Annotated in this window: 20 protein-coding genes; 7 read left to right on the top strand and 13 right to left on the bottom strand. The window is 73.4% G+C overall.

What is annotated here, in order from left to right; translation table 11 throughout:
- Window positions 1-146 precede the first annotated feature (146 nt).
- Window positions 147-1,937, top strand: a complete 1,791-nt coding sequence (locus ACFVGW_RS32630; RefSeq protein WP_385854491.1) for a serine hydrolase — start codon at window positions 147-149, stop codon at window positions 1,935-1,937.
- Window positions 1,938-2,096: 159 nt separating this feature from the next.
- Here ACFVGW_RS32630 and ACFVGW_RS32625 read toward each other — a convergent pair whose 3' ends face one another.
- From ACFVGW_RS32625 to ACFVGW_RS32590, 8 genes are all read right to left on the bottom strand, one after another.
- Window positions 2,097-2,996: a proline iminopeptidase-family hydrolase gene (locus ACFVGW_RS32625; protein WP_385854490.1), complete on the bottom strand. Its 900-nt coding sequence runs from the start codon at window positions 2,994-2,996 to the stop codon at window positions 2,097-2,099.
- Between the two features lie 81 nt (window positions 2,997-3,077).
- On the bottom strand, window positions 3,078-3,986 hold the full coding sequence (locus tag ACFVGW_RS32620) for a LysR family transcriptional regulator (RefSeq protein WP_383221789.1): 909 nt from the start codon (window positions 3,984-3,986) through the stop codon (window positions 3,078-3,080).
- Between the two features lie 4 nt (window positions 3,987-3,990).
- Window positions 3,991-5,190 (bottom strand): glycine C-acetyltransferase, encoded by a 1,200-nt coding sequence (locus ACFVGW_RS32615; RefSeq protein WP_385854489.1) that lies wholly within the window; start codon window positions 5,188-5,190, stop codon window positions 3,991-3,993.
- Between the two features lie 20 nt (window positions 5,191-5,210).
- Window positions 5,211-6,239 (bottom strand): L-threonine 3-dehydrogenase, encoded by a 1,029-nt coding sequence (gene tdh / locus ACFVGW_RS32610; RefSeq protein ID WP_352189275.1) that lies wholly within the window; start codon window positions 6,237-6,239, stop codon window positions 5,211-5,213.
- A 168-nt stretch (window positions 6,240-6,407) separates the two neighbouring features.
- Window positions 6,408-7,946: a phytoene desaturase family protein gene (locus ACFVGW_RS32605; RefSeq protein WP_385854488.1), complete on the bottom strand. Its 1,539-nt coding sequence runs from the start codon at window positions 7,944-7,946 to the stop codon at window positions 6,408-6,410.
- A 91-nt stretch (window positions 7,947-8,037) separates the two neighbouring features.
- Entirely contained in the window at window positions 8,038-10,344 is a 2,307-nt protein-coding gene (locus ACFVGW_RS32600) for a tetratricopeptide repeat protein (RefSeq protein ID WP_385854487.1), read from the bottom strand.
- The gene (locus ACFVGW_RS32595) at window positions 10,326-11,222 is read right to left on the bottom strand and encodes an oxygenase MpaB family protein (RefSeq protein ID WP_385854486.1); all 897 of its coding nucleotides are present in this window, start codon (window positions 11,220-11,222) and stop codon (window positions 10,326-10,328) included. Before ACFVGW_RS32595 ends, ACFVGW_RS32600 begins: the two co-directional genes overlap by 19 nt.
- Before the next feature lie 136 nt (window positions 11,223-11,358).
- A complete protein-coding gene (locus ACFVGW_RS32590) occupies window positions 11,359-12,453 on the bottom strand; it encodes a GNAT family N-acetyltransferase (protein ID WP_385854485.1) in 1,095 nt (364 codons plus the stop codon).
- Window positions 12,454-12,689: 236 nt separating this feature from the next.
- Between ACFVGW_RS32590 and ACFVGW_RS32585 the strand changes: the two genes are divergently transcribed.
- Genes ACFVGW_RS32585 through ACFVGW_RS32575 form a run of 3 tightly spaced genes read left to right on the top strand, consistent with a single transcriptional unit; the run spans window position 12,690 to window position 15,615 of the window.
- Window positions 12,690-12,956: a ferredoxin gene (locus ACFVGW_RS32585; RefSeq protein ID WP_385854484.1), complete on the top strand. Its 267-nt coding sequence runs from the start codon at window positions 12,690-12,692 to the stop codon at window positions 12,954-12,956.
- A complete protein-coding gene (locus ACFVGW_RS32580) occupies window positions 12,946-14,340 on the top strand; it encodes an NAD(P)/FAD-dependent oxidoreductase (protein ID WP_385854483.1) in 1,395 nt (464 codons plus the stop codon). Before ACFVGW_RS32585 ends, ACFVGW_RS32580 begins: the two co-directional genes overlap by 11 nt.
- Window positions 14,341-14,364: 24 nt before the next feature.
- Window positions 14,365-15,615, top strand: coding sequence for a cytochrome P450 (locus tag ACFVGW_RS32575; protein ID WP_385854482.1), 1,251 nt, complete (start codon window positions 14,365-14,367; stop codon window positions 15,613-15,615).
- Window positions 15,616-15,624: 9 nt separating this feature from the next.
- Here the strand turns inward: ACFVGW_RS32575 and ACFVGW_RS32570 are convergent, their stop codons facing one another.
- Together ACFVGW_RS32570 and ACFVGW_RS32565 are read right to left on the bottom strand one after the other, a co-directional pair.
- Complete coding sequence (locus ACFVGW_RS32570) at window positions 15,625-16,515, bottom strand: aminoglycoside phosphotransferase family protein (protein WP_385854481.1); 891 nt, start codon at window positions 16,513-16,515, stop codon at window positions 15,625-15,627.
- A gap of 152 nt (window positions 16,516-16,667) precedes the next feature.
- Complete coding sequence (locus ACFVGW_RS32565; protein ID WP_385854480.1) at window positions 16,668-17,297, bottom strand: TetR/AcrR family transcriptional regulator; 630 nt, start codon at window positions 17,295-17,297, stop codon at window positions 16,668-16,670.
- An 89-nt stretch (window positions 17,298-17,386) separates the two neighbouring features.
- Between ACFVGW_RS32565 and ACFVGW_RS32560 the strand changes: the two genes are divergently transcribed.
- Window positions 17,387-17,800 carry a DUF4345 domain-containing protein gene (locus ACFVGW_RS32560; RefSeq protein ID WP_385854479.1) on the top strand — a complete coding sequence of 138 codons (414 nt, stop codon included), beginning with the start codon at window positions 17,387-17,389 and terminating at the stop codon, window positions 17,798-17,800.
- A gap of 60 nt (window positions 17,801-17,860) precedes the next feature.
- Here ACFVGW_RS32560 and ACFVGW_RS32555 read toward each other — a convergent pair whose 3' ends face one another.
- Both ACFVGW_RS32555 and ACFVGW_RS32550 read right to left on the bottom strand, forming a co-directional pair.
- On the bottom strand, window positions 17,861-19,039 hold the full coding sequence (locus ACFVGW_RS32555) for an acyl-CoA dehydrogenase family protein (RefSeq protein WP_385854478.1): 1,179 nt from the start codon (window positions 19,037-19,039) through the stop codon (window positions 17,861-17,863).
- Window positions 19,040-19,269: 230 nt separating this feature from the next.
- Complete coding sequence (locus tag ACFVGW_RS32550) at window positions 19,270-19,470, bottom strand: hypothetical protein (protein ID WP_383221816.1); 201 nt, start codon at window positions 19,468-19,470, stop codon at window positions 19,270-19,272.
- 195 nt (window positions 19,471-19,665) lie between these two features.
- Here ACFVGW_RS32550 and ACFVGW_RS32545 point away from each other — a divergent pair, with 195 nt between their 5' ends.
- Window positions 19,666-20,556, top strand: a complete 891-nt coding sequence (locus ACFVGW_RS32545) for a siderophore-interacting protein (protein ID WP_385854477.1) — start codon at window positions 19,666-19,668, stop codon at window positions 20,554-20,556.
- Between the two features lie 60 nt (window positions 20,557-20,616).
- On the opposite strand, the gene ACFVGW_RS32540 is transcribed toward ACFVGW_RS32545, so the two are convergent.
- Window positions 20,617-24,066: an ATP-binding protein gene (locus ACFVGW_RS32540; RefSeq protein ID WP_385854534.1), complete on the bottom strand. Its 3,450-nt coding sequence runs from the start codon at window positions 24,064-24,066 to the stop codon at window positions 20,617-20,619.
- 96 nt (window positions 24,067-24,162) lie between these two features.
- Here ACFVGW_RS32540 and ACFVGW_RS32535 point away from each other — a divergent pair, with 96 nt between their 5' ends.
- Window positions 24,163-26,250, top strand: a complete 2,088-nt coding sequence (locus tag ACFVGW_RS32535; protein WP_385854476.1) for a SpoIIE family protein phosphatase — start codon at window positions 24,163-24,165, stop codon at window positions 26,248-26,250.

Genomic DNA, 26,250 nt, shown 5'->3' with positions numbered 1-26,250 from the left:
CGGCCGAGGGAAGAGATTTTCTGATGCAGTGTCAGATTCTTTGCCCGACCGCCCGCTTCCTTGACGCACCCTCACCCCGGTAAGAAAGTTTCAGCCGTTGCGCGTGTGGCCGAAGGATTCTTTCAGAGGCGTGGGAGAGGGTAGGGATGACGGAGGAATCGGCAGGAGTCTCGGCGGGCCGGGCAATCGGCCGCCGGACGTTCGGCGGCCGGGTTCTCGCCCTGGGAGGTGCGTTGATGGTCGGCTCGGTTCCGGGGGCCGCCGCGGCCTCCCCGCCCGGGGGCGGACGGACGACCCTGCGGCACGGATCCGCGGAGCGGGCCGGGCTGCTGCCGGAGCACCTGGACCGGCTGGTCGCCGACGCCGAGGCGTTTCTCGGCCCCTCCCCCCAGCACCCGTGGTACGCGGGAGCGGTGCTGCTCGCCGGAAGAGGCGGAACGGTCGCGCTGCACCGGCCGATCGGGGCGGCGGTGCGGTACGCGGGGTACGACGAGACGACGGACAGCGGGATCGAGCTGCCCGCCGAGCAGCAGATCGCGATGGCGAAGGACACGGTCTTCGACCTGGCGTCCGTCTCGAAGCTGTTCACCTCGATCCTGGCGGTGCAGCAGATCGAGCGCGGCGCGCTCGATCTGGAGGCGAGGGTCACGAGCTACCTGCCGGAGTTCGGGGGCGGCGGGAAGCAGGACATCACGGTCCGTCAGCTGCTGACGCACACCTCGGGGTTCCGGGCCTGGATCCCGCTCTTCAAGGAGCCGACGCGGGAGGGGAAGCTGCGGCTGCTCTGGGCGGAGACGCCCGCCAACCCGCCCGGGACCCGCTACCTCTACTCGGATCTGAACCTGATCTCGCTCCAGCTGATCCTGGAGGAGATCACCGGCCGCACGCTGGATGTACTGCTCCGGGACGAGATCACCGCTCCGCTCCGGATGCACCGCACGCGTTTCAATCCCCCGCTCTCCTGGCGGCCGAAGATCGCGGCGACGGAGGACGCCCGGCTGCCCTGGTCCGGCCTCGACCGCGGCATGGTCCGGGGGGAGGTCCACGACGAGAACGCGTACAGCATGGGCGGGGTGGCCGGCCACGCGGGCGTGTTCTCCTGCGCCTGGGACCTCGCCGTCCTCGCCCGCACCCTGCTCAACGGCGGGGCGTACGGTGACGCCCGGATCCTGGCCCCCGAGTCCGTGGAGCTGATGTTCACCGACTTCAACACCGGCTTCCCGGGCGATGAGCACGGTCTCGGCTTCGAGCTCTACCAGCACTGGTACATGGGCGCGATGGCGACCCCGCGCTCGGCCGGCCATACCGGGTTCACCGGTACGAGCCTGGTCCTGGACCCCACGACGGACGCATTCCTCGTCGTACTCGGCAACTCCGTCCACCCCGTCCGTTCGTGGCGTTCCGGCTCGGCGCCCCGGGTCGCCGCGGCGAACAACCTGGCCCGGGCGGTGCCCGTCCGCCCGGCGCACGGCCGGACGGCCTGGTTCTCGGGCATGGCGAGCGCGACGACCGCCACGCTCACCCTGCCTCCGCTCGGCGGTACGGGCCGGCTGGAGTGCGCCCTGTGGTGGGACACCGAGCCGGGTGTGGACGCCGCCTTCCTGGAGGCGTCCACGGACGGCGGCGCGACCTGGGGGCCGGTCCCGTTCACCACCGTACGAAGGGGGCAGGAGCCGCGGGAGCGCGCGGCCGGCTCGGTGAGCGGCTGGTCCGGGCGCGCCTGGCACGAGGCGGTCGCCGACCTGACGGCCCTGGCGGGCGCCCCTTCCGTACGCCTGCGGTGGCGGTACACGACCGACAGGCTCTACGTCGGACGCGGCGTGTACGTGGACGACCTGCGGGTCCTCGGCCGCGCCGGGCGCCCGCTCTTCGACGCGTCCCGCCCCGCGGACGCGGCCCGGATCGAGGCCGTGGGCTGGGCCAGGTCGGCGGACTGAGGCGGTGCCGCGCGGCCGGGTCGCGGATGCGGCTTCCGGGTCCGGCCGCGGCCGGGTCGCGGATGCGGATGCGGCTTCCGGATGGAGGCCGCGACCGGGTGGAGGCCGCGACCGGGTGGAGGGGCCGGCCTGGCGGAGACCGCGGCCCACGGGCCCGGGTCAGGCCGCGACCTGTCCGGCCTCCACCCTGGAGAGGAAGCTCTCCACCACCTGGCGATAGTGCTCCGGCTCCTCGACGGAGGCCATGTGGGCGCTCTCCTCGAACAGCGCCCACACGGCGCCCGGAATGCTCTCCACCACGGGGCGGACCACCGCGGGGGTCACCATGTCGTGGCGGCCGGACGTCACCAGGACCGGCAGGTCGATCTCGCCCAGCCGGTCGGCGACGCTCCAGTCCTTCAGGCTGCCCGTGATGTTCCACTCCGGGCCCCACAGCGCCGCGTTCACGTCCTCCCGCATCGAGAGCACGGAGCGCACGAGATGCTCGGGCCAGGGGTCGAGGCGGCAGAGCCAGCGCTGGTAGAAGGCCATGGTGGCCCCGAGGTAGGCGTCGTCGTCGGTCGTCCCCTCCGCCTCGCTCCGGTCGATGACCTCGCGGACCTCGGTGGGGAGGGAGTCCTTCAGCCGCCGCGCCTCGGCGGCGTACGCGGGCGCGTCGGCGACGACGCCCGCCAGGACGAGGCCCGCCACGCCGGACGGCCTGCCGAGGACGTACTCAAGCGCCACCTGGCTGCCCCAGGAGTGGCCGAGCAGATGGATGCGGTCGAGCCCGAGCTCCCGGCGCAGGGCGCCGATCTCGGCCACGAAGGTGTCGAGGGTCCACAGCGCGGGGTCCTGCGCCTGCTCGGACCTGCCGCAGCCGAGCTGGTCGTAGAAGACGACGGCGCGACCGCCTCCGTCGGCGAGCGCCCCGAGGTCCTCCAGGTAGTCGTGCGACAGGCCGGGGCCACCGTGGACCACGAGGAGCGGCGGCTTCCCGTCGGGGCCGGGGAGCCTGCCGACGACCCGGTACCAGGTGTGGAAGCCGCGGAACGGCACGGTGCCTTCGGTGACGGCCATGGCGCCTCCTGAGGAGATCCGGCGTTCCTCCCATCATGGGCAGGGCGCGCGGGACCGCGCACGCCGACTCCCCCGGGCTCCTCAGCCCGCAGGTGCGGCCGCCGCCCTCAGGGCCGCGAGGACCGGGCTGATGAGGGGGTGCTCCTCGGCTCCCCTGCGGACGGCGGCGAAGACGCGGCGGGTGGGCGCCACGCCGTCCACCGGGCGGATCACCACCTCGTCGAGGGGCGTGCCGCGCAGCGCCGAGCGCGGCACGAGCGCCACGCCCGCGCCCGCCGAGGCGAGGGCGACCACGGCCCGGAAGTCGTCGGAGGAGTGCTCGAGGCGGGGCGCGAAGCCGGCGTACTCGCAGGCCAGGACGGTCACGTCATGGCAGGGGTTCCCGGCGGACTGGCCGATCCAGGCGTCCTTGGCCAGATCGGCGAGGGCCACTCGCTCGTCGCCGGCGAGCGGGTGCCCGAGCGGCAGGACGGCGTCGAACGGCTCGGCGTACAGCGGTACGCGGGTGAGGCGGGCGTCGTCCTCGCCGGGAGCGCCCCGGTACTCGACGGCCACGGCGACATCGACCTGGCGGTCCAGGACCATCAGCAGGCTCTCGTCGCCCTCCGCGTCCCGCACCCGGACCCGTATGCCGGGCGCCGTACGGGCGAGGCCGCTGATGGCGGGGGCGACGACCAGGCCGATGCCGGTGGCGAAGGCCGCGACCGTGACCGTGCCCGCCTCGCCCGATCCGTACGCGGCGAGTTCGGACTCGGCCCGCTCCAGCTGGGCGAGGACCGCGTTGGCGTGGCTGAGGAGGATCTCCCCGGCCGGGGTGAGCCGCGCCCCGCGGGCGTTGCGCTCGACGAGGCGGTGGCCGGTCTCCTGCTCCAGGGCGGCGAGCTGCTGGGAGACGGCCGAGGGGGTGAGATAGAGCGCGGCGGCAGCCGCCGTGACGGTGCGGTGGTCGGCCACCGCCCGGAGGATGTGCAGCCGCCGCGCTTCGATCATGCCCCTAGTTTCGCAGGGCGGCGCGCGCGTCGACGAACGCGTCCACAGCCCGGTTCACATCATCGGACGAATGGGCCGCCGAGAGCTGGACCCGGATACGGGCCTGGCCCTGCGGGACGACGGGGTACGAGAAGCCGATCACGTACACACCGCGCTCCAGGAGCAGCTCCGCCATCCGTCCGGCCTCGGACGCGTCGCCGATCATGACGGGCGCGATGGCGTGGTCGCCGGGGAGGACGTCGAAGCCCTCCGCGGTCATCCGGGTGCGGAAGAGCTCGGTGTTGGCGCGCAGCCGCTCGCGCAGGTCACCGGCCGACTCCAGCAGGTCGAGGACCTTGAGGGAGGCGGCGGCGATGACCGGGGCCAGGGTGTTGGAGAAGAGGTACGGGCGCGAACGCTGGCGCAGCAGCGCGACGATCTCCGCGCGGGCGGCGACATAGCCGCCGGAGGCGCCGCCGAGGGCCTTGCCGAGGGTGCCGGTGATGATGTCGACCCGGTCCATGACGCCGTGCAGCTCGGGGGTGCCACGGCCGCCGGGGCCGACGAAGCCGACGGCGTGGGAGTCGTCGACCATCACCATGGCGTCGTAGCGCTCGGCCAGGTCGCAGATCTCGCCCAGCGGGGCGACGTAGCCGTCCATCGAGAAGACGCCGTCGGTGACGACCAGCTTGCGCCGGGCGCCGCCCTCCGTGGCCTCCTTGAGCTGCTGCTCCAGGTCGGCCATGTCGCGGTTGGCGTAGCGGAAGCGGCGGGCCTTGGAGAGGCGGATGCCGTCGATGATGGAGGCGTGGTTGAGGGCGTCGGAGATGACGGCGTCCTCGGGGCCGAGCAGCGTCTCGAAGACGCCGCCGTTGGCGTCGAAGCAGGAGGAGTAGAGGATCGTGTCCTCCTGGCCGAGGAACGAGGAGAGACGGGCCTCCAGCTCCTTGTGCACCTCCTGCGTACCGCAGATGAAGCGGACGGACGCCATGCCGTAGCCCCAGCGGTCGAGCGCCTCGTGGGCGGCGGCGACCACCTCGGGGTGGTCGGCGAGGCCGAGGTAGTTGTTGGCGCAGAAGTTGAGCACCTCGCCCGGCCGGCCACCCGCGGTGACGGCGACGGTCGCGGACTGGGGCGTGCCGATCACGCGCTCGGGCTTGTGCAGCCCGGCGGCGCGGATCTCGTCGAGGGTGGTACGGAGGTCGTCGCGTACGGAAGTGAACATGGTTCGGTCCTTTGAGGGGATCAGACGGTCCAGTCGAGGATGATCTTGCCGCCCTTGCCTGACGCGGCGTCGTCGAAGGCGGCCTCGAAGTCGGTGTACGCGTAGCGGCCGGTGATCACCGGGGCGAGGTCCAGTCCGGCCTCCAGGAGGACGGACATGGCGTACCAGGTCTCGAACATCTCGCGGCCGTAGATGCCCTTGATCGTGATCATGGAGGTGACGATCTTCGCCCAGTCGACGGAGAAGTCCTCCGCGGGCAGACCCAGCATGGCGATCTTGCCGCCGTTGGTCATGTTCGCGACCATGTCGCGCATCGCGCGCGGGTTGCCGGACATCTCCAGGCCGACGTCGAACCCCTCCTTGAGGCCGAGCGTGCGCTGGCCGTCGGCGATCGTCTGCTCGGCGACGTTCAGCGCGAGCGAGACGCCCGCCTTGCGGGCGAGCGCGAGGCGCTCCTCGCTGACGTCGGTGATGACGACGTTGCGCGCGCCGGCGTGCTTGGCCACCGCCGCCGCCATGATGCCGATCGGACCCGCGCCGGTGACGAGGACGTCCTCGCCGACGAGCGGGAAGGAGAGCGCGGTGTGCACGGCGTTGCCGAAGGGGTCGAAGATCGCCGCGACGTCGAGGTCGACGGGGACGCGGTGCACCCAGACGTTGGACGCGGGCAGGGCGACGTACTCGGCGAACGCGCCGTCGCGGCCGACGCCGAGGCCGACGGTGGCGCGGCAGAGGTGACGGCGGCCGGCGAGACAGTTGCGGCACTTGCCGCACACCAGGTGGCCCTCGCCGCTGACCAGGTCGCCGACGGCGATGTCGGCGACGTCACGGCCGGTCTCGACGACCTCGCCGACGAACTCGTGGCCCAGCGTCAGCGGCGTGGCGATGGTCTTCTGCGCCCAGCCGTCCCAGGAGCGGATGTGCAGGTCCGTCCCGCAGATACCGGTCCGCTTGACCTTGATCAGTACGTCTCCGGCGCCGATCTCCGGCTCCGGTACGTCCATGAGCCAGAGTCCCGGCTCCGCGTTCTGCTTGACCAGCGCCTTCAATGCCATGGCTCCCGACGTGTGTGTCCTGTGACCTTCGGGGTCCGGGCGCGGGTCCGCGCCCAAGATCCCCGAAGGAAATCTTCCGTACGTCAGGCTCCCGGTCCATCGAGGTTTTCTTAAGCACCGCCACAGGTGAGCTTCACGCCGCCGGCCGGACGCGGCTTCCCGTCAGCGTCCGAGGGCCGCCATGGCGGCGTTGTGGCCGGGGATTCCGCTCACTCCGCCGCCCCTGACCGCGCCCGCGCCGCAGAGGAGGACGTTGGCGTGCGCGGTCTCCACGCCCCAGCGGCCGGTGCCCTCGTCCCCGTAGGGGAAGGAGAGGTCGCGGTGGAAGATGTGGCCGCCGGGCAGCCGCAGGTCGCGTTCGAGGTCGAGCGGGGTCTTGGCCTCGATGCAGGGCCGGCCCTCGTCGTCGACGGCGAGGCAGTCGGCGAGCGGCTCGTCGAGCACGGCGTCGAGTTCGGCGAGGGTCGCCTTGAGGAGGGCGGCGCGCGCGGAGTCGTTGTCGGCGGCGAACAGCCGGGCGGGGGTGTGCAGTCCGAAGAGCGTGAGGGTCTGGTAGCCGCGCTCGGAGAGGTCCGGGCCGAGGATGCTCGGGTCGGTCAGGGAGTGGCAGTAGATCTCGGAGGGCGGCGCACTCGGCAGCCGGCCCGCGGCGGCTTCGGCGTAGGCGGTGGCCAACTGGCCGTATCCCTCGGCGATGTGGAAGGTGCCGGCGAACGCCTCGCGCGGGTCGACGGACCGGTCGCGGAGCTTCGGCAGCCGGGTGAGGAGCATGTTGACCTTGAGCTGGGCACCTTCGGCGGGCGCCGGGGGCGTCTCGCCGAGCAGGGCCGCGAGGGCCTGGGGTGAGGCGTTCACCAGTGTGTGACCCGCCGCGACGACGCCCTCGCCCTCGGCCGTGCGGTAGGAGACCTCGGCGCGCACGCCGTCGGTCTCGATCCGGGTGACCTCGTGACCGGTGCGGATCTCCGCGCCCGCGGCGCGGGCGGCGGCCGCGAGGGCGTCGGTGAGGGCGCCCATGCCGCCGACGGGGACGTCCCAGTCGCCGGTGCCGCCGCCGATGACGTGGTAGAGGAAGCAGCGGTTCTGGAGCAGTGAGGGGTCGTGGGCGTCGGCGAACGTGCCGATGAGGGCGTCGGTCAGGACGACGCCCCGGACGAGGTCGTCGGCGAAGGTCTCCTCGACGGCGGCGCCGATCGGCTGCTCGAAGAGCATCCGCCACGCGGTCTCGTCGGCCACGCGGGCGCGGAGCTCCTCGCGGGAGGGCAGCGGCTCGGTGAGCGTGGGGAAGACGCGCTCGGCGACCTCTCCCGTACGACCGTAGAAGGCCTGCCACGCCTCGTACTCCCGGTCGGAGCCGGTGAGGGCGGCGAAGGAGGCACGGGTGCGCGCCTCGCCGCCGCCGACGAGCAGGCCGCCGTCGCCCTTCGGGGTGTACGAGGAGATGGACCGTTTCCGCACCGCGAACCGCAGCCCCAGCTCGCGCACGATCTTCGGCGGCAGGAGGGAGACGAGGTACGAGTACCGGGAGAGCCGGGCGTCGACCCCGGCGAAGGGCCGGGTGGAGACGGCGGCTCCACCGGTGGAGCCGAGGCGTTCCAGGACGAGGACGGTACGTCCGGCGCGGGCCAGGTAGGCGGCGGCGACCAGTCCGTTGTGGCCACCACCGACGATGACGGCGTCGTACGAGCGCTGTGCGGTCATGTCTCTTGCTAACACGCGAAGATCGCCCGCGGAACCCCGCGTGCGGGGACCGGCCGGACTTCGCGGCCCCGCCGGCGGGCCTCGCGCGGAGCTAGGGCGTCTTCTCCGGGGCGGCCGCGGAGCCGGCGGCGTCCTGGGGGGCGGCGACCCGGCGGTACAGCTCGACGGCCTCCGTGTGAAGGCCGAGGCGTTCGAGGCAGTCGGCCTCGTCGTGGCGGCTGGAGAGGGTGTCCGGGTGGTCCTCGCCGAGCGCACGCGCGCGTGCCCGGGCGACGTGCCGGTAGACCGCGAGCGCGTCCTCCCAGCGGGCGAGCCAGCCCAGGCCCACGGCGATCTCGCGCCGGCTGACGAGCGTGTCCGGGTGGTCCTCGCCGAGGACCCGCTCGCGGATCGACCACACTTCGCGGGCCTCCTCCACGGCCTCCCCCCACCGGGAGAGACGGCCGAGGTTGACGCCGAGGCCGTGACGGGCGCGCAGCGTCTCGGGGTCGTCGGGGCCGAGGGCCCGCGTGCGGGCTTCGACGAGGTCGCGGTAGACGTCCAGCGCCTCGGCGCTCCGTCCGAGACGGCCCAGACAGATGCCCACCTCGTAGTGGGCGGCGAGCGTGTCGGGGTGTTCCGGACCGAGGACGGCGGACCGTGCCGCGGCGACCTCTCGGTACGTGGTGAGCGCCTCGGACCAGCGCCCCAACCGGCCCAGGTTGTAAGCCACTTCGTACCGCGTCACCAGCGTGTCGGGGTGCTCGTCGCCGAGCAGCCGGGCGCGCGCCCCGGCCACCTCAGCGGCCATCCGGTACGACTCGTCGAGCCGCCCCAGCCGGCCCAGGTTGAACGCCAGGTTGTGGCGGCAGCGCAGGGTGTCGGGGTGCTCCGCGCCCATGGTGCGCTCACGCGAGGCGAGCACCCCCGCGTACACCTCGTGCGCCTCGGCATGGCGTCCCAGGCGGCCCAGGACGTACGCCGTCTCCTGACGCGCGGCCAGGGTGTCGGGGTGGTCCACGCCTAGGACCCGCTCGCGCGCCTCGGCCACCCGGCCGAACTCACGCAGGGCGTCGGCCGGGCGGGCGAGCCTGCTGAGCGTGAACCCGAGTTCGTACCCGCTGGTGAGCGTGTCGGGGTGGTCGGGTCCGAGGGCGCGGCGACGGTCCTCGACGACGGACCGGTGGACGTCCTCCGCCTCGTGCCAGCGGCCGAGCCGGCCGAGGCTGAGGCCCGCCTTGTGCCGACTGGCGAGCACGGCGAGGAGTTCCGGCGGCGGGGCCGGGCGTTCGGCGGTCCGCCGGGGCGGCACCGGCGAGGCGGTCGTCCACTCCCCCGTGAGGCCGCCGGCCGGGTCGAACGTCATGGTGCGCGACGCGAGGGAGTCCGCGGTGACGCGGTGCCCGGTGGTCATCCCCCTGGCCCAGGAGGGAAGCGGGCGGGAAGCCGGCTCACGCGGCCCGCCGTGCGCCGGGGCGAGCCCGGGGCCGGTGGCGTGACCGGCGCCTCCGTGCCCCGCCACCGGGCCGTACTCCGGCACCGGGCCCGGGCCCCGGCCCGGCCCCGGGCCCGTACGGGCGGTGACGATCCTGCGGCGCAGGTCGCTCGCGTCCGTGGGCCGGCCGTCCGGCGTCTTCGCGAGCAGGTCGAGGACGATCCGGTCCAGGTAGTCGGGAAGCTCCGCCCGGTGCGTCCGCAGCGGTTCGGGCGGGGTGTCGCGATGACCGACGAGGATGGCCCAGGCGTCCTCAAGGTCGAAGGGCGGGGCGCCGGTGGCGATCTCGTACAGCACGCACCCGAGCGAGTACAGGTCGCTGCGGTGGTCGATGTCGCCGCCGCTGATCTGCTCCGGCGACATGTAGTGCGGTGTGCCCATGGCGATGCCCGTGCCGGTGAGCTTGGAGGTGAAGCCGATGTCGGCGCCCAGGCGCGCTATCCCGAAGTCGCAGATCTTCACCGCCCCGTCGCCCAGCCGCATGATGTTGGCGGGCTTGAGGTCGCGGTGGACGATGCCCTGGCGATGGGTGTAGGCGAGGGCCTCGGCGACCTGTTCGGCGATGTCCACGACGTCGTGCACCGGCAGCGGGTGCTGCTCGTTCTCCTCCAGGAGCTGGCTGAGGTTGTGGCCCTCCAGCAGTTCCATGACGAGGAAGAGCACCCCGTCGTACTCGCCGAAGTCGTGGACGACGGTGACACCGCGGTGCTGGAGGGAGGCGGCGACCCGGGCCTCCCGCCGGAACCGTTCGCGCAGCACCGTCATGAAGGCCGGATCCCGCTGCGGCCCCAGCGGCTTGAGGCACTTGACCGCGACCCTGCGGCCGAGCGACTCGTCGGTGGCACGCCACACCTCGCCCATACCGCCCCGCCCGATCACGTCGTGCAGCCGGTACCGGCCCTGGATCAGCCTGGTGTCCGCCATCGCGTGCTGTCGCCCCCGTTGATGTTCCGCGCCCTCCCCGGCGGGTCCAGTATGGCCGCCTTGTGCCTGAGTGTGTACGGCGCGGGGCGTGCTTCGGGGCCCAGGCGGGCCATCGCTTTCAAGATGTGACCTGGCGGCAGCCGCCAGCGGAGCCGGGCCGGGACGGAGCGCAGCAGGTTGGCCGCGGCGGTGAGCCGGTACGTGACGGTGTCGGCCGGCGGCGCGGCCCTGCCGTAGAGCTCGTGGGCGTAGGGGGGCAGGGAGTCGTACGCGAGTGCTGCCACGCGCCGCCAGATGATCTCGCGCGCCGGGACGAGGGCGGGCTTGACGGGTGGACGGCGCAGGAAGGCGTCGACCGTGCGGGCGTCCTCGCCCGCCGCGAGCCGCGGCCGGACGTCCTCGAAGTAGGAGGCGAGTTCGGCGGCGGTGGCGGGGACGGTACGCGGGTCGAGTCCGACGAGCCGGGCGGAGACGCGGTGTTCGTCGATGTAGCGGTCGGCCTGGGCGTCGGTGAGGGGGATGCCCGAGCGGCGTACGACCGATAGGTAGGAGTCGACCTCGGCGCAGTGCACCCAGAGGAGGAGATCGGGGTCGTCGACCCCGAGCAGCCGGTGGATCTTCCGTACGCGTGCGCCGGCCGCCTCGGCGGCGTCGGTGGTGCCGTAGCTGATCGTGCCGACGAAGTCCGCCGTGCGCAGCAGCCGGCCCCAGGCGTCGTTCCTGAAGTCGCTGTTGATCATGACGCCGCGTACGGCGACGGGGTGCAGCGCCTGCAGGTACAGGGCGCGGACCCCGGCGATCCACATCACCGGGTCGCCGTGCAGCTGCCAGGTGACGGAGTCGGGACCGAAGAGCCCGGGGTCGGCGTCCTGCCTCATGACGTTCAGGCTACGGGTGGGGACGCCGGATCGTCCCGGGCGGAGCCGAAGGAGAGTCGGGCGTTCCGGTTTCCGGTGTTCTCGCAGCAGCGGACGCGCCTGCCGCGCCCGCCTCCCGAGCGTCGCCGGGTCTGTCTCAGCCGCGGACCTCGGGGTCGTCGGTCCAGGTCACGGAGTCGATGAGCCACTCGTCGCCGACCCGCTTCACCTGGGTGTGCTTGCGCCCCCACGCCGAGAAGGAGACCCCGCCGCGGATGCCGCGCTTGTGGTAGAGCGAGGTCCGCAGGGCGCGGTCTCCGGCGACGACGGTCGAGTACTGGACCTCGTACTCCTCGAAGTCGGTCAGCTCAGGCCCGTTCAGATACTCCTGACGAGGTGCCAGGAACTCGTCGACGTCCATCCGGGTGACCTTCCCGTCCTCCGCGACGTACGCGATGACGGCTTCCGGCGCGAGCACCGCGCGGGCCGCGTCGAGGCTGACCGGCTCTCCGGAGCGGCGGGTGAAGGCGGCGAGGAAGACGGTGAGCGCCGTGTCGACGGCTCGCTCGTCCGCGGAGCGCTCCGGGGTCCTGCGCCACTCGCGGGCGAGGGCCGCGAACACCGAGTCGCTGCACCATTCGTCCTTGAGGAAGGTGGCGTCGCGGAGGACGGACTCGTGGCGCATGCCGATGCGGCGCATGAGCGCGGCGGAGGCCCGGTTGCGAATGTCGCAGATCCCCATCACGCGGTGCCAGCCGAAGTGGTCGAAGGCGATGTCGAGCGCCGCGGCGACGGCCTCGGTGGGGATGCCGGTGCCGTGCACGTCCGGGTGGAAGGCGAACCCCAGCTGTCCGGTGTCCGGTTCGTCGGGCTCACGGCGCAGCAGCACCTCGCCCACGACCCGGCCGGACTCGTCCTCCACCGCCAGGTCGAACCAGTCGCCGGGCCTGGCGAGCGACTCCCCCGCGATGACACGCTCGACGACCTCGGCGGTCACCTCCCGGGTGTGCGGCTCGTGCGGCAGGTAGAGGGCGACCTCGGGCAGCGAGCGATGGGCGTGGATGGCCTCGACGTCGTCCATGCGCACCGGCCGCAGGCTGAGCCGCTTCGTGCGCACCGGGTACGGCGGGTGGTGGACGGGCGTACCGTCGACAGCCGGGTCGGCGGTCGGGGCGACAGCCGAGTCGGCGGTCGGTTCGGCGGCCGGGGCGGATGGTTCGGCCGGCTGGGGAAGGTCGGGTACGTCCGTCATGGGGGCTCCGTTCGCGCGGTGAACTGCACAGTCTGCCGTGGACGGTTCGGGCCGCCCCACGGCGGGTCACCGAGGCCTCGGTCCGGGCCGCCGGTCCGGGGGCCACTCCTTCGGCGCTCCTCGGCGCGCGCGGTCCCGCTGCGGCTCTCATGCTGGTCCGGGGGAGATGACCGCTGTCCGAGGCCGCCGTCGAACCCCGGCTTCCTGGGACCTGGCCGCGGAGGACCGGAGCGCCGATGAGGCTTGTCGTCGATCTCAACAGATGCCAGGGGTACGCGCAGTGCGCCTTCCTGGCGCCCGAGGTGTTCACCATGCACGGTGAGGAGACGCTCGTCTACGACCCGGCCGCCGAGGACGAGCACCGGGAGAAGGTGGCGCGCGCCGTGGCGGCCTGCCCGGTGCGGGCGATCACGGCCGAGGGCCCGGACGACACGCCACGCACCGCGACGGCGAACGCCACGCCGTCCGCCGGATCCCGGCCGGAGTCGTCCGATGCCGGTTGAGGACTACCACGCGTGGCTCAGGCGCGAAGGCCGGATCGTGATCGTCGGGGCGTCCCTGGCGGGACTGCGGGCCGCGGAGACGCTTCGCGCCGAGGGCTTCGCCGGCTCGCTGACGCTGATCGGGGACGAGCCGTACGAGCCGTACGACCGGCCCCCGCTCTCCAAGGCCGTCCTGCTGGGCAAGGCCTCGCCCGCCCGCACCGAGCTGCCCCGGCGCCGGGAGATCGACGCCACCTGGCGGCTCGGGGTGGCGGCGACGGGCCTCGACATGGCGGCCAGGCGGGTGCGGCTGGCCGACGGGGACGCGGTGGGGTACGACCGTCTGCTGATCGCGACCGGCGTACGCGCCCGGCCCTGGCCGCACGAGGAGGAGGCCCGGCTGGACGGGGTCTTCGCACTGCGGACCCGGGACGACGCGGTCGGTCTCCACCGCCGCCTCGAGGCCTCGCCCCGCCGTGTCCTGGTGGTCGGCGCCGGGTTCACCGGTTCGGAGATCGCCTCGGCGTGCCGGGACCGGGGCATCGACGTCACCGTCACGGAGCGCGCCGGCGCTCCGCTGGTGGGGGCGCTCGGCGGAGTGGTCGGCGCGGTCGCGGCGGACATGCACCGCGAGAACGGCGTGGATCTGCGGACGGGTGTCACGGTCACCGCGCTGGAGGGCGACGGGGCGGGGCGCGTCCGGGCCGCCCATCTCTCGGACGGCGGCGTCGTGGAGGCGGATGTGGTGGTCGTCTCCCTCGGGGCGATGCGCAACACCGAGTGGCTTGCGGGCTCGGGCCTCGGGGCGGGCCCGCGCGGTATCGCCTGCGACGCGGGCTGCCGGGCCTTCGACGTCCGGGGCATCGTCACGGACGACATCTACGCCGCCGGTGACGTGGCCCGGTCCCCGAACGCCCTGTTCAACTACCAGTTCCTGTCCCTGGAGCACTGGGGCAACGCCGTGGCGCAGGCCGAGGTGGCGGCGCACAACATGATCCACGCCAGTGCGGAGCGCCGTCCCCACATGGGAGTGCCCGCCTTCTGGTCCTCCCAGTTCGGCGTGAACATCAAGTCCGTCGGCGTGCCCCCGATGGGCGACGAGATCATGATCACGCAGGGCACGCCGGCCGAGCGGCGCTTCATCGGCGTGTACGGCCATCAGGGCCGTGTCGTCGCGGCCGTCAGCTTCGACAACTCACGGTGGCTGGACTTCTATCGGCGGCTGATCGAGACGGGCGCGCCGTTCCCCGTGGAGTTCCCGACGGTGGACCGGCGGCCCGAGGGCCGCAGGCCGGTCCCGGCCGACTTCCCCGACCCGTCCCTGCCGACGCACGGCCCGACGGTGACCCTCAGCGGTTACTCGCCGACCGACCAACAGCTGGTCTTCACACCGGCCCACCGCTGACGGACCACGCCCCAAGGACACCTCATGACCGACACCGTCCCGCTCCTGCACCAGATCACCGACTACGCCAACCGCGCCAACCCCTACCCGCTGTACGAGAAGCTCCGCGAGACACCCGTGCTCCAGGAGGAGGCGGGCGGCCCGTTCGTCATCAGTGCGTACCACGACATCCTCGGCCTGCTCCACGACCCGCGCATCAGCTCGGAGGCCGCCAACCTCGCCACGCCGGGCGCCGGCGGACGCGCCGCGGACATGGGCGGCGCGGAGGAGTCGGGACTGCCGCCGAGCTTCATCCGGCTCGATCCGCCCGAGCACGACCGGCTGCGCCGCATGGCCAACCGCCCCTTCGGTCCCCCGCACAGCCCCCACCGGATCGACTCCATGCGCGACGAACTGGCCGAGATCGTCGCCGGGCTGCTCGACGGTCTGGGGGATGCCACGGAGATCGACCTGGTCGACCAGTTCGCGTACCCGTTCCCCGTGACCGTCATCTGCCGGCTGCTCGGGGTGCCGCGCGAGGACGAGCCGCGCTTCCGCTCCTGGGTCGACCCGATCGTGGCCGGTCTGGACCCGGACGACGGCGGTGACGTCGACGCGCGGCGGCGGGACGCGCGCGACGCCCGCCTCCAGTTGGGCATGTACCTGGCCGGGCTGGTCGAGCAGCGCGGCAGGGAGCCCCGTGACGACATGCTGTCCGCGCTGGTGACGAGTCAGGGCGAGGACGGGCCCATGACGACGATGGAGGTGCTCAGCACCTCGGTCCTCCTGCTGATCGCGGGTCACGAGACGACGGTCAACCTCATCACCAACGGCATGCTCACCCTGCTCCGTCACCCGGACGTCCTGGACAGGCTGCGCGACGACCCGGGCCTTGCCGTCAACATCGTGGAGGAGCTGCTGCGGTACGAGCCTCCCGTGCAGCTCGTGCCGCAGCGCACGTGCCTCACGGACATCGAGGTGCGCGGGGTGACGATTCCGAAGGGCTCGACGATCTGGCTCGTACTCGCCTCGGGCAACAGGGATCCCGAGCGCTTCGCGGACCCCGACCGCTTCGACCCGGACCGCGAGGACATCCAGCATCTCGGCCTGGGCAGCGGCATCCACTCCTGCTTCGGCGCGCCGCTGGCCCGGCTGGAGGCCCAGATCGCGCTCTCCACGCTGGCCCGCCGACTCGTCGGCCCACGGCTCCTGGAGGACCCGCCGCCGTACCGTCACAACGCGGTGCTGCGCGGCCCGCGCCATCTGCGCATCGGCGTGGACGGGGTACGGCCCTGAGGCCGGTGGTCAGGCGGTGGCCTGGACCATGCGGGTGAGGATGGTCCGGCCGCGGTCGGCGAGCTTGGGATCCCGCCGGGCGATGCCCGTGTCGAGGTAGGAGACGCCCAGACGCGCGGTGAAGAGGGGCAGGGCCCGCCGCTCGGTGTCGGAGAGCCCCCGGCCGTATCCACCGAGGAACGCCGGCGCGAGCTCCGGGCGCGGGGGCCAGGCCGCGCAGCACAGCCACACGAGGTCCTCGACGGCGATGCCGTGGTCGGACTTCTCGAAGTCGATCAGGCTGTGGGTGCCGCGCCGGGCGTCCCAGAGCCAGTTGCGGGTCGAGTAGTCGCCGTGCCGGAAGACGATCGGGAGGTCCTCGGCCAGCCGGGGCAGCTCGTCGCAGACCCGCTGGACGAGGGCGCGCTGGGCGTCGGTGAGCCGGTCGGCGGTGCGCTCCAGACAGGCCGCGGCCTCGTCCGCCTGCCGGGCCACCGCGGCCCGGATCTCCGCACGTTCCCGGCCCGTCCTCGGCACCGGGTGATCGTGCCACCGTCGGAGCAGCCGGCCGGCGAGTTCGTGGACGCGGGTCTCCTCCCCGGCCGTGAGCGGGAGGCCCCGGACGACCCGTCCGGGGAGCGGCGAACTCAGGATGGCCCGCAGATCCGGATCGCAGGCCAGGAGCCGAGGGGCCTCCCCGTCGGCGAGCGAGCGTGCCGCATGGTCGTAGCCGCGCACCTCGCGCGCGAAGTTCTCCGGGTTCGGGCTCAGCTTCACGAACGCCGCCTCGGTCCCGGAGTCCACGCGCCAGACCTGGGAGTCCCCGCGGGACCAGGAGACGTCCAGGACCTGGGTGAGCCCGGGCAACCGGCGCGTGACCCATTGCCGCAGATCCGCGGGGAGGGGGGCGTCGACCGGCACGTAGGGGCTCTTCTCGGTGGGGGACGGGGGCACTCGGAGTACCGGTCTACCCGCCCCACCACCGCCCCTACGCGACCCGCGCCCAGCTTTCATCCGAAAAGCACCGCGCTTCCGGCCGCACGGCCGCTCCGCGGCGCGGCGGCGCGGCGGCTCTAGGTCCGCGCGCCGGGCGCTTGGCGGGGCCAGTCGGGCGCGGGGTCCGCGGCGAGCAACGGCCGCAGAGCACCGAGGACGGCTCCGATGCACACGTCACGCACCTGGGTGCGGGTGCAGGTCTCGTGGGTGAGCCAGTCGACGCAGAGGACCTGGACGAAGACGAGCCAGCTCTTCAGGACGCCGGACAGGGCCTCGCGGGCGCCGTCGTCCGCGAGGGGGAGAACGGCCAGCAGCCGCGCGCGGAGCGCGTCCAGCTCGTTCGTCATGATCGTCTGGATCACCGGGTCGCCCGCGAGGACCCGGTTCGCGGCGAGGACGGCGTTGCGGTTCGCCACGAAGTAGTCGAGATGGACGTCCATCCCCTGGATGAGCTGCTCCACCAGGGAGTCGGCGGGGTCGAACCGCGTCCGGGCGAGCAGTTGGTCCGCCGCCTGCTGGTAGACAGCCGCGAACAGGTCCTGCTTGCCGGGGAAGTGACGGTAGAGCAGCGCCCGTGAGACGCCCGCCTCTTCGGCGACCTCTTCCATCAGCACGTCGGCGTACGGATGCGCGGCGAAGAGCCGTGCGCCGACGGCGAGGAGCTGGGCGCGGCGGTCGGCGGGGGTGAGTCGCTTGCGAGGGGTCACGAACGGATTCTAGTTGACATGTGTCTACTAGCGCTCCACTGTAGTAGACACACGTCAACTAGGCGCCGCCTCGGCGGCTTGGGGGGACCATGGCCAGGGTTCTGCGGGCACTTGCGCACGTGATGGGTTGGGCCTGCGTCGCGATCGGCCTGTTCCATGTGGCACTCGGCAACGCGGCGACCCCGGGAATCGGCGCCGCCGGTGCGACGGTGGACAGCTGGGGCCGGTTCATGGGGTCGGCCTTCGTCGGCTACGGACTGGCCTGGCTGTGGGCCGCACGGCAGCGCCCCGTCCCGGCCCGGGCGGTTCGGTGGCTGACCGCCGTCTTCCTGCTGGGCGGCGTGGGCCGGCTGCTCTCGCTCGCCGTCCACGGCCGGCCGCACGGTTTCCAGATCGCCCTGACGGTGATCGAACTCGGCCTGCCACCCGTCCTCTTCCTGCTGGCGGGCGCGGAGGAACGGGCCGCCCGGACCGCCCGGGACGCCGTACCCGCCGAGCGCTGAGCCCGCCGAGCGCCGGGCGCCCGCCCGGACCTGGTGCACGGCACTCGGCGCCGGACGGGCTCAGCGGCGGACGCGGGGCATGCCGAGGCCTATCCAGGAGATGATCTCGCGCTGGATCTCGTTGTTGCCGCCGCCGAAGGTGAAGATGACGGCCGAGCGGTAGCCGCGTTCGAGTTCGCCGTGGAGGACCGTGCCCGCCGAGCCCTCCTTCAGGGCTCCGGCGGAGCCCACGACCTCCATGAGCCAGGCGTAGGCGTCGCGGCGGGCCTCGGAACCGTAGACCTTGACGGCGGAGGCGTCCTGAGGGGTGAGGGTGCCCTGCTGGACGGCGTTCACCATCTGCCAGTTGAGGAGCTTCATCGCGTCGAGGCGCGCGTGTGTGCGGGCGAGGCTCCGGCGGACCCAGCCGAGGTCGATGACCCGTCGGCCGTCGGCGAGCTTGGTGTCGGCGGCCCAGCGCTGGACGTCGTGGAGGGCGCGGATCGCCATCGTGCCGTGGGCGGCGAGGGTCACGCGCTCGTGGTTGAGCTGGTTGGTGATGAGCCGCCAGCCCTTGTTCTCCTCGCCGACGCGCCGGGAGACCGGCACGCGGATGTTCTCGTAGTAGCTGGCCGTGGTGTCGTGCGAGGCGAGGGTGTTGATGAGGGTGCAGGAGTAGCCGGGGTCGCTCGTCGGCACGAGGAGCATCGTGATGCCCTTGTGGGCGGGAGCGTCGGGGTCGGTGCGGACGGCGAGCCAGACCCAGTCCGCGGTGTCGCCGTTCGTCGTCCAGATCTTCTGCCCGTTGACGACGTACTCGTCACCCTCCCTGACCGCCCGCGTCTTGAGCGCGGCGAGGTCCGTGCCGGCGTCCGGCTCGCTGTAGCCGATGGCGAAGTCGATCTCGCCGGAGAGGATCTTCGGCAGGAAGTACGCCTTCTGTTCGTCGCTGCCGAACTGCATGATCGTCGGGCCGACGGTGTTCAGGGCCATGAGCGGCAGCGGGACACCGGCCTGCGCGGCCTCGTCGAAGAAGATGAACTGCTCCATGGGGCTCAGCCCGCGCCCCCCGTACTCGACGGGCCACCCGACGCCGAGCCAGCCGTCGGTGCCGAGCCTGCGCACGGTCTCGCGGTAGAACCGCTTCTGTGCCGCGGGGTCGGCATAGCGCGCGTGGACGTCCTCCGGCACGAGCTCGGCGAAGTACGCACGCAGCTCCTCGCGCAGGCGGTGCTGGGCGGGCGTGTACTCGAGGTGCATGGGGCCTCCCGTGGCGGCGTCCTGGGTACCGTGCGCGCGACGGCGGCCACGGTAGAACGTGTTCCACAAATGGGGAAGCCCCACGACCGTCCGGGACGGCGGCGGGGCGGGACAGTGGTGGGGCGGAACGGTGGCAGGGCGGAACCGTAGGAGCGGAGGGCCGCGTACCGCCTCGGGCCGGTGGGGGATGAGGCCGGACCGAGGCGGTCGGGGATTCTTCGGGGCGTGGGTCAGGGCAGGAGCTCGTCCAGGGAGGCGCGTCCCTTCTCCGCCATGCGGCGCTCCGCCCACGCGATGCTCTTCGGATTCACGTCACGACCTGAGGCGAGGACGAGGTCCTCCGCCGTGTATTCGCCCTCCGACCCGGCATGCAAGAGGCGGTCGGGCGTCGGGCTGTCCCCCAGGGATGTCTTGTCGGACTCAGCGTTCATGCCGCCTCCTAGGACTTCTTCCGGTACCGGCCATTCTCGTGTCCGGGTCCCGGGACCGCATCCGGGCCGGGCCGCCGTGCCCTGGCGCCGTCGGCACGGGTCGCCGTGTCGGGTGGGCGTCGGCGGCGTGTCGGCGGGGGCCGGGAGGGTGGTGGCCCGGCATCCCCGTACCCACGCCGACGAACAGGAGCCCTCATGTCCCCTGCCCGGTCCCGGCCCCGGCCCGCGCCCCTCCCCCTGCGGCGTGTCCAGGTCCTCGCCGTCCGTTCCGTCACCCCGCGCCTGCTCAGGGTCACCTTCGGTGGCGAGTCCCTCGCCGGTCTCACCCTCGCCGGTCCCGACCAGCAGGTGAAGCTGTACTTCCCGCGCCCCGGCCAGTCCGAGCCCGTGCTGCCCGCCCCCGACCCGGACGGCGACATCATGCGCTGGTACGCGGCGTACGGAGCGATCCCGGAGGCCGAGCGCCCCTGGATGCGCAGCTACACGATCCGCGCCCACGACCCGGTCGCCGGGACCGTGGACATCGACTTCCACCTGCACGGCGAGGCCGGGACCGCGCACCAGGGCCCCGCGACACGCTGGGCGCGCGAAGCCGGGCCCGGCGACACGCTCGGGATGTTCGGACCGTCGGCGTACTTCGCCACACCGATCGCCCTCGGTTCGTCGGACTGGACGCTGCTCGTCGCCGACGCCTGCTCGCTCCCCGCCCTGGCCACGATCGCCGAGGCCCTCCCGCCCGGGCACCGGGCCGTGGCGTTCGTCCAGGTCGCCGACGCCGCCGAGGAGCAGATCCTGGTGACGGCCGGCGAGCTGAGCGTGCGGTGGCTGCACGGCGAGGGCTCGGCGGCCGGCGCGGTGGTCGAAGCGGTGCGCGGAGCCTCGCTGCCCTCAGGCACCCCGTACGTCTGGCTGGCGGGCGAGGCGGGGACCGTACGGGCGGTGCGCCACCTGGCCGAGGAGCGCGGGTACGACAAGCGCGCCGTGGACTTCACCGGGTACTGGCGCCACCGGCTCACCCAGGACGACGCGCCGACGTCCGAGGACCTGGCCGAGGCACGGGAGCGCCTGGAGGCGGCGGGCGCCTGAGCCTCGCAGGCGGTCGGGCCCGGCGCGGCGGCGGGCTCGATCTCGGCCTCGCCCTCGGGCTCAGACGAGGGCGGCGGCCTCCTCCACGGAGAGGCCGCCGCCTTCCGCGTACCGCCGCTCGTACGTCTCCCGGTCCAGCACCGTGCGCAGGGCTTCCTCCGCGCGTTCCCGTACCGACGACTCGGTCTGCTGGGTGAGAGGGCGGAAACCTCCGCCGCCGGGATCCGCGCCATGGGCGTCGTACGCGCCCAGGAGGCGGGCGCCGTCCTCGGCGTCGCCCGGCGTGCCGAGTCCGGCCTTGGCCCACGCGGCCGTCGCGAACTGGCCGACCACGAGGTAGGGGGCCACCAGGTAGGCGAGGCTCTCCACGTCCCGTACCGAACGGGCCAGCCGCGCCGCGGCCTCGTCGTACGCGCCTTCCAGACACGCGACCCAGCCGCGCAGTCCCCCGGTGAGCCCGATGAAGAGGTCGGGCGTGTCACCACTGAACTCCTCCTCGATGCGGTCGAGTTGCTCGCGGGCGAGGGCGGTGCGCCCGGTGTGTCCGTAGTGCTGGGCGAGGAGCAGGCGCGCCGTGCTGACCGGTTCTCCGCCGGGCTCCTTCGAAGCCTCCTCGGCGGCTTCGACGAGGAGCTGTTCGGCCGCGGACCGCACGGCGGGATCGGCGGGGATCCTCAGGCGTACGGCGGCGAGCCGGGCCTTGAAGGCGGGGAGCTGGGAACGGGCGCCGAGGCCGGCGGTCGCGTGGGAGGCCCGCTCGAAGTCGGCGGCGGCCTCGGCGAGCCGGCCCGCCCGCTCGTACGCCTCGCCGCGCGCGGAGAGGGATTCGGCGATGCCCCAGGCGTCCTGGAGCCGTTCGAAGCGGGTGAGCGCCTCCTCGGCGTCGTCGGGGCGGCCGGCGAGGAGTTTCGCCCGTACGAGGTGGGCGAAGGCGAGATCCCAGTCGAGGCCCTCGGCGCGGCAGGCGTCGAGAAGCGCGCCGAGCGTCTCGTCGAAGCTGCGGAACTCGCCGGTCATCAGACGGGCGAAGAACCACATGGTCCCCGGCTGCCGGCAGTTCTGCCGGAGGCCGGGGCGGTAGGCGGAGACGACGGCGTCGAGACGGGCGCGGATCCCGGGCCGCTGGAGGGCGGTGGCGCCTTCGCCGCCTTCGGAGGCGAGCACGAGCAGCCGGCATCCTCGTCGTGCCTCCCACAGCTGCTCCTCGGACCACGGCGGCGGCGTGTCGGTGCAGCGGTCGGCGAGGGGCACGGCGGGGCGTACGGGCGGGGCGAAGGGGTCGGGTCCGAGGGCGGCCGCGGCGAGGGCCCAGGCGCGGGCGTCGGCCTGCCGGGCGCGGAGCTGCCAGAACCAGCTCATGGAGTGGACGAGGCAGAGCGCCTCCTCCTCGTCGCCGTGGTCGACGGCGGTCCGCAGGGCGGCGGTCAGGTTGTCGTACTCGCGCTCGAACCGGCGGAGCCAGAGGTCCTGCCCGGGCCCCCGGAGGGCGGGGTCCCCGGTGCGGGCGAGCTCCCGGTAGTGGACGAGGTGCCGGTACTCGGCGTCCGCCCGGTCCCCGGCCTCGTCGAGCCGCTCGCCGGCGTACTCGGCGACCGTCTCCAGGAGCCGGTAGCGCATGGCCCCGTCATCGGCGGGCGCGGCGACGACGAGCGACTTGTCGACGAGCGAGCCGAGCAGTTCGAGAACGTCGTCGCACGACGCCTCGGCCCGCACGGGGGTGCCGGGAGCCGACACGCGTGGACCCGCCCCGGAACTGGCACCGGGCGTTCCGCGGCCCGGGCGGGCGCCGGCGCCCGGCACACCCGGTTCCTCACGTGGCCCGACGCCCGGGCCGCCCCCGTCGCCGGCCCACGGGCCGCCCTGCCCGGGGGTCCGGCCGACGCCTCTCGGGGTCGCGGGGGCAGCACCCTCGTACGTCGTCGGGCAGATCGCCTCTGCCGCCTGCAGGTCGCAGCCGTCCGCGAAGACCGACATACGGCGCAGCACGGCGCGTTCGGGTGCTGTCAGGAGGTCCCAGGACCAGTCGACGACCGCCCGGAGCGTCTGCTGCCGGGGCAGGACGGTCCGGGCCCCGGAGGTCAGGAGCCGGAAGCGGTCGTCGAGACGGTCGGCGATCTGGCGCGGGGACAGCAGCCGGAGCCGGGCCGCCGCCAGTTCGATCGCGAGCGGGAGCCCGTCCAGGCGCCGGCAGATCTCGGCACACGCCTCGGGGTCGTCGGCCGGTGCGAAGCCCGGGCGGGCGGCCGCACCCCGGTCGGCGAGGAGCCGGAGCGCCGTGTCCTGCGGCAGCGGCTCCACCGCTCGCACGAACTCTCCCGGTACGCCCAGTGGTTCGCGGCTCGTCGCCAGAACCGTCACCCCCGGGCAGCGCGCGAGCACGTGCTCCACCAGCCGCGCCGCCGCACCCACCACGTGCTCGCAGTTGTCCAGGAGCAGCAGCAGGCGTCGCGGCGCGCAGTACTCCACGATCCGGGTGAGCGTGTCACGGGCGGCACCGCCCCACAGCTGTGTCTCGCGGCCGCCCAGCGCCGTGAGGACGGTGTCGGCGACGTCGGACTCCTCGCGCACGGCGGCCAGTTCGGCGACGCGTACCCCGTCCGGCTCGCGCTCGGCCACGCCTCCGGCGGCCTCCAGGGCCAGCCGTGTCTTGCCCACCCCGCCGGGCCCGAGCAGGGTGACGAGCCTGCGCTCGCCCAACTCGGCCACCAGGGATTCGAGTTCTCCACCGCGCCCGACGAAGGAGGTCAGCCGGGCCGGGAGCGCCGGAGGGCGCCCCGCGGGCTCTTCGCCCGCGAGCAACTCCGCGTGCAACGCACGTAGTTCACTCCCGGGGTCCGCTCCCAGGCGGTCGGCGAGGAGGGTGCGTACCCTCTCGTAGGCCTCCAGCGCCTCGGCCGCGCGGCCCGCGGCCCGCAGTGCGCGGATACGGAGCGCCTGGAGGGGCTCGTCCATGGGGTGCTCGGCGGCCAGGGCCTCCAGTGACGGGAGAGCCGTGTCCGCCTCGCCCAGGGCCACGGCCGCGGCGAGCCGGTCCCGGCGGGCCTGCGCGTGGCGCTGTTCCACCCGTACGACCAGGGCATCGCCGTCCCGGCCCGGCAGATCGGCGAGCGCGGGCCCGTTCCACAGTCCGAGTGCGTCGTCGAGCAGCCGCGCCGCCCGTTCCGCCTCTCCGGCGGCCAGCGCCGCGGCCCCCTCGGCGGCCAACCGCTCGAACACGTACAGGTCCACGTCCTCGGGCTCCGCCGCGATCCGGTAGGCGCCGGCGATCGAGACCACGGCCTCCCGCCCCAGCGCCCGGCGCAGCCGCCCGACCAGCGCCTGGAGCGCCTCGGTGCCGTCGCCCGGCGGGCTGTCCTCCCAGATCACCTCGATCAGCTCACCCGTCCGGACGCCACGCCCGCCGGCACCGGCCAGCGCCGCGAGCAAGGCCCTCAGCCGGGCGCCGCCGAGCGGGGCCTCCCGGCCGTCGGGCAGCAGGGCCCGGCTCGGGCCGAGGACGCGGTACGGGATGATCACCGGCCCATTCTCCCCCGCTCGGTCACAACTCCGGCACGCGGTGTGTCGCCGCCATGGCGTCGGAGGGGTGCGGGTTCGACAATGGTGGGGATGACCGATGACGACCGGAGCACGCACAGCGGCGAGATCGGGCCCACCGAGCGGCTCGCCATGAACCGGACCGGCAGCTTCGACTGGGATCTCGACACGGGCACCATCGACGTCGACGAGGCCGGGCTGCTGGTCTTCGGGCTGGAATCGGGCGGGTTCGACGGGCGCCCGGCCACACTCATCCAGCGCCTCGACGAGGAGGAGCGGACCCGGCTCGGCCAGGTGATCCGCCATGCGATCACCAGTGGCGAGACCTCGTACTCCGCGCACTTCCAGACCGAGGACGAGGACGGTGCACCCCAGTGGACGCATGTGCAGGCGCGGATCCTCCGGACGCCCGACGGCATGGCGCACCGCATCGTGGGGATCGTCCGGGACACCACCACCGAGGTCGCGCACTCCGAGTTCGTCCTCGACCTGGAGAAGCGCCGCGAGGTCCAGACGAGCATCGTCGAGCGGACCACGCACGCGCTCTCCCGGGCCGTGACGGTGGACGACGTGACGGCGGCCATGACGGGGCCCGCCGGGCTGGCCCGCCTCGGCGCGGACGGACTCGCACTCGGCCTGGTGGAGAACGGCTCGCTCAACATCATCGCGCTCAGCGGCGAGTCCCTGGACGCGCTCAACGACTTCCGTTCGCGCCGTCTCGACCGGGGACTGCCGCTCGCCGAGACGGTGCTGAGCGGACGGCCGCGGTTCGTGCCCTCGTTCCCCACCATCGGGCGCGACTTCCCCGTACTCGCGCCGTACGTCGAACGGCTGCCGTTCAAGTCCGCCTGCTATCTGCCGCTCGTCGCGCAGGCGCGGTCGCTCGGCGGGATGGCGCTGTTCTACCGCCGCCGCTCGGCGTTCAACGCGGACGAACGCAATCTGCTGCTCGGGCTCGCCGCGATCGTCGCGCAGTCCCTGCAGCGCGCCATTCTCTTCGACGAGGAGCGGGAGCTGGCGACCGGACTGCAGGAGACGATGCTGCCGCGCCGCATCCCGGCCATCTCCGGGGGCGAGATCGCGGTCCGCTACCACGCGGCCTGGAGCGGACGGCAGGTCGGCGGTGACTGGTACGACGTGATCGCACTGCCCCGGAGCCGGGTCGGGATCGTCGTCGGGGACGTCCAGGGCCACGACACGCACGCGGCCGCGATCATGGGCCAGTTGCGCATCGCGTTGAGGGCGTACGCCGGCGAGGGCCACGCGCCCTCGACCGTACTGGCGCGGGCCTCCCGCTTCCTCGCCGAGCTGGACACCAACCGGTTCGCGACCTGCACCTACGCCCAGGTCGACCTGGGTACCGGGACCGTGCGCGCGGTGCGCGCCGGCCACCTGGGGCCGCTGATCCGGCACACGGACGGCCGGGTCGGGCAGCCGAAGCTCCGGGGCGGGCTGCCGCTGGGCCTGGCGACCGTGTTCGGGGAGGAGGAGTTCCCGGAGACCCGGCTCGACCTCGTACCGGGCGAGACGCTCGTGCTGTGCACGGACGGTCTCGTCGAACAGCCGGGCTCGGACATCCAGTCCGGCCTCGAGGCGCTGTCGTCGGCGATGAGCAGCGGACCGCCGCAGGCGGAGGCGCTCGCCGACCATCTGTCGGAGCAGCTGTGGGAACGGTGGGGCGCGGGCGACGATGTGGCGCTGCTCGTGCTGCGGCGCAGTCCGGACCCCGGAACGCCTCGTGCGCCCCGCATCCACCAGTACATCCACCAGGCGGATCCGCAGGGCCTCTCGGACGCGCGGGCGGCGGTGGGACAGGCGCTGCGGGACTGGAACATGGCCGAAATGGCCGACGACGCAGAGCTGTTGACGGGCGAGCTGCTCGTGAACGTGCTGCTGCACACCGAGGGTGGCGCGGTGCTCACGCTGGAGGTGCTGCCGGAACCGGTCCGTCGGGTACGGCTGTCGGTGCAGGACCGGTCGAGCGCCTGGCCCCGCAGGCGTACGCCGGGCGAGGCGGCGACCTCGGGGCGTGGACTGATGCTGCTCGACGCGCTCGCGTCGCGGTGGGGCGTGGAGCCGCGCGGCGAGGGCAAGGCGGTGTGGTGCGAGATCGGCCCGGTGCACGCGGAGGTCGCGCCCGGGCCGTCCGCCCGAGGGTGA

This window comes from Streptomyces sp. NPDC127129 (genome assembly GCF_042671585.1).
Classification (GTDB): domain Bacteria; phylum Actinomycetota; class Actinomycetes; order Streptomycetales; family Streptomycetaceae; genus Streptomyces.
This window is presented reverse-complemented; position numbering and strand designations above follow the sequence as displayed.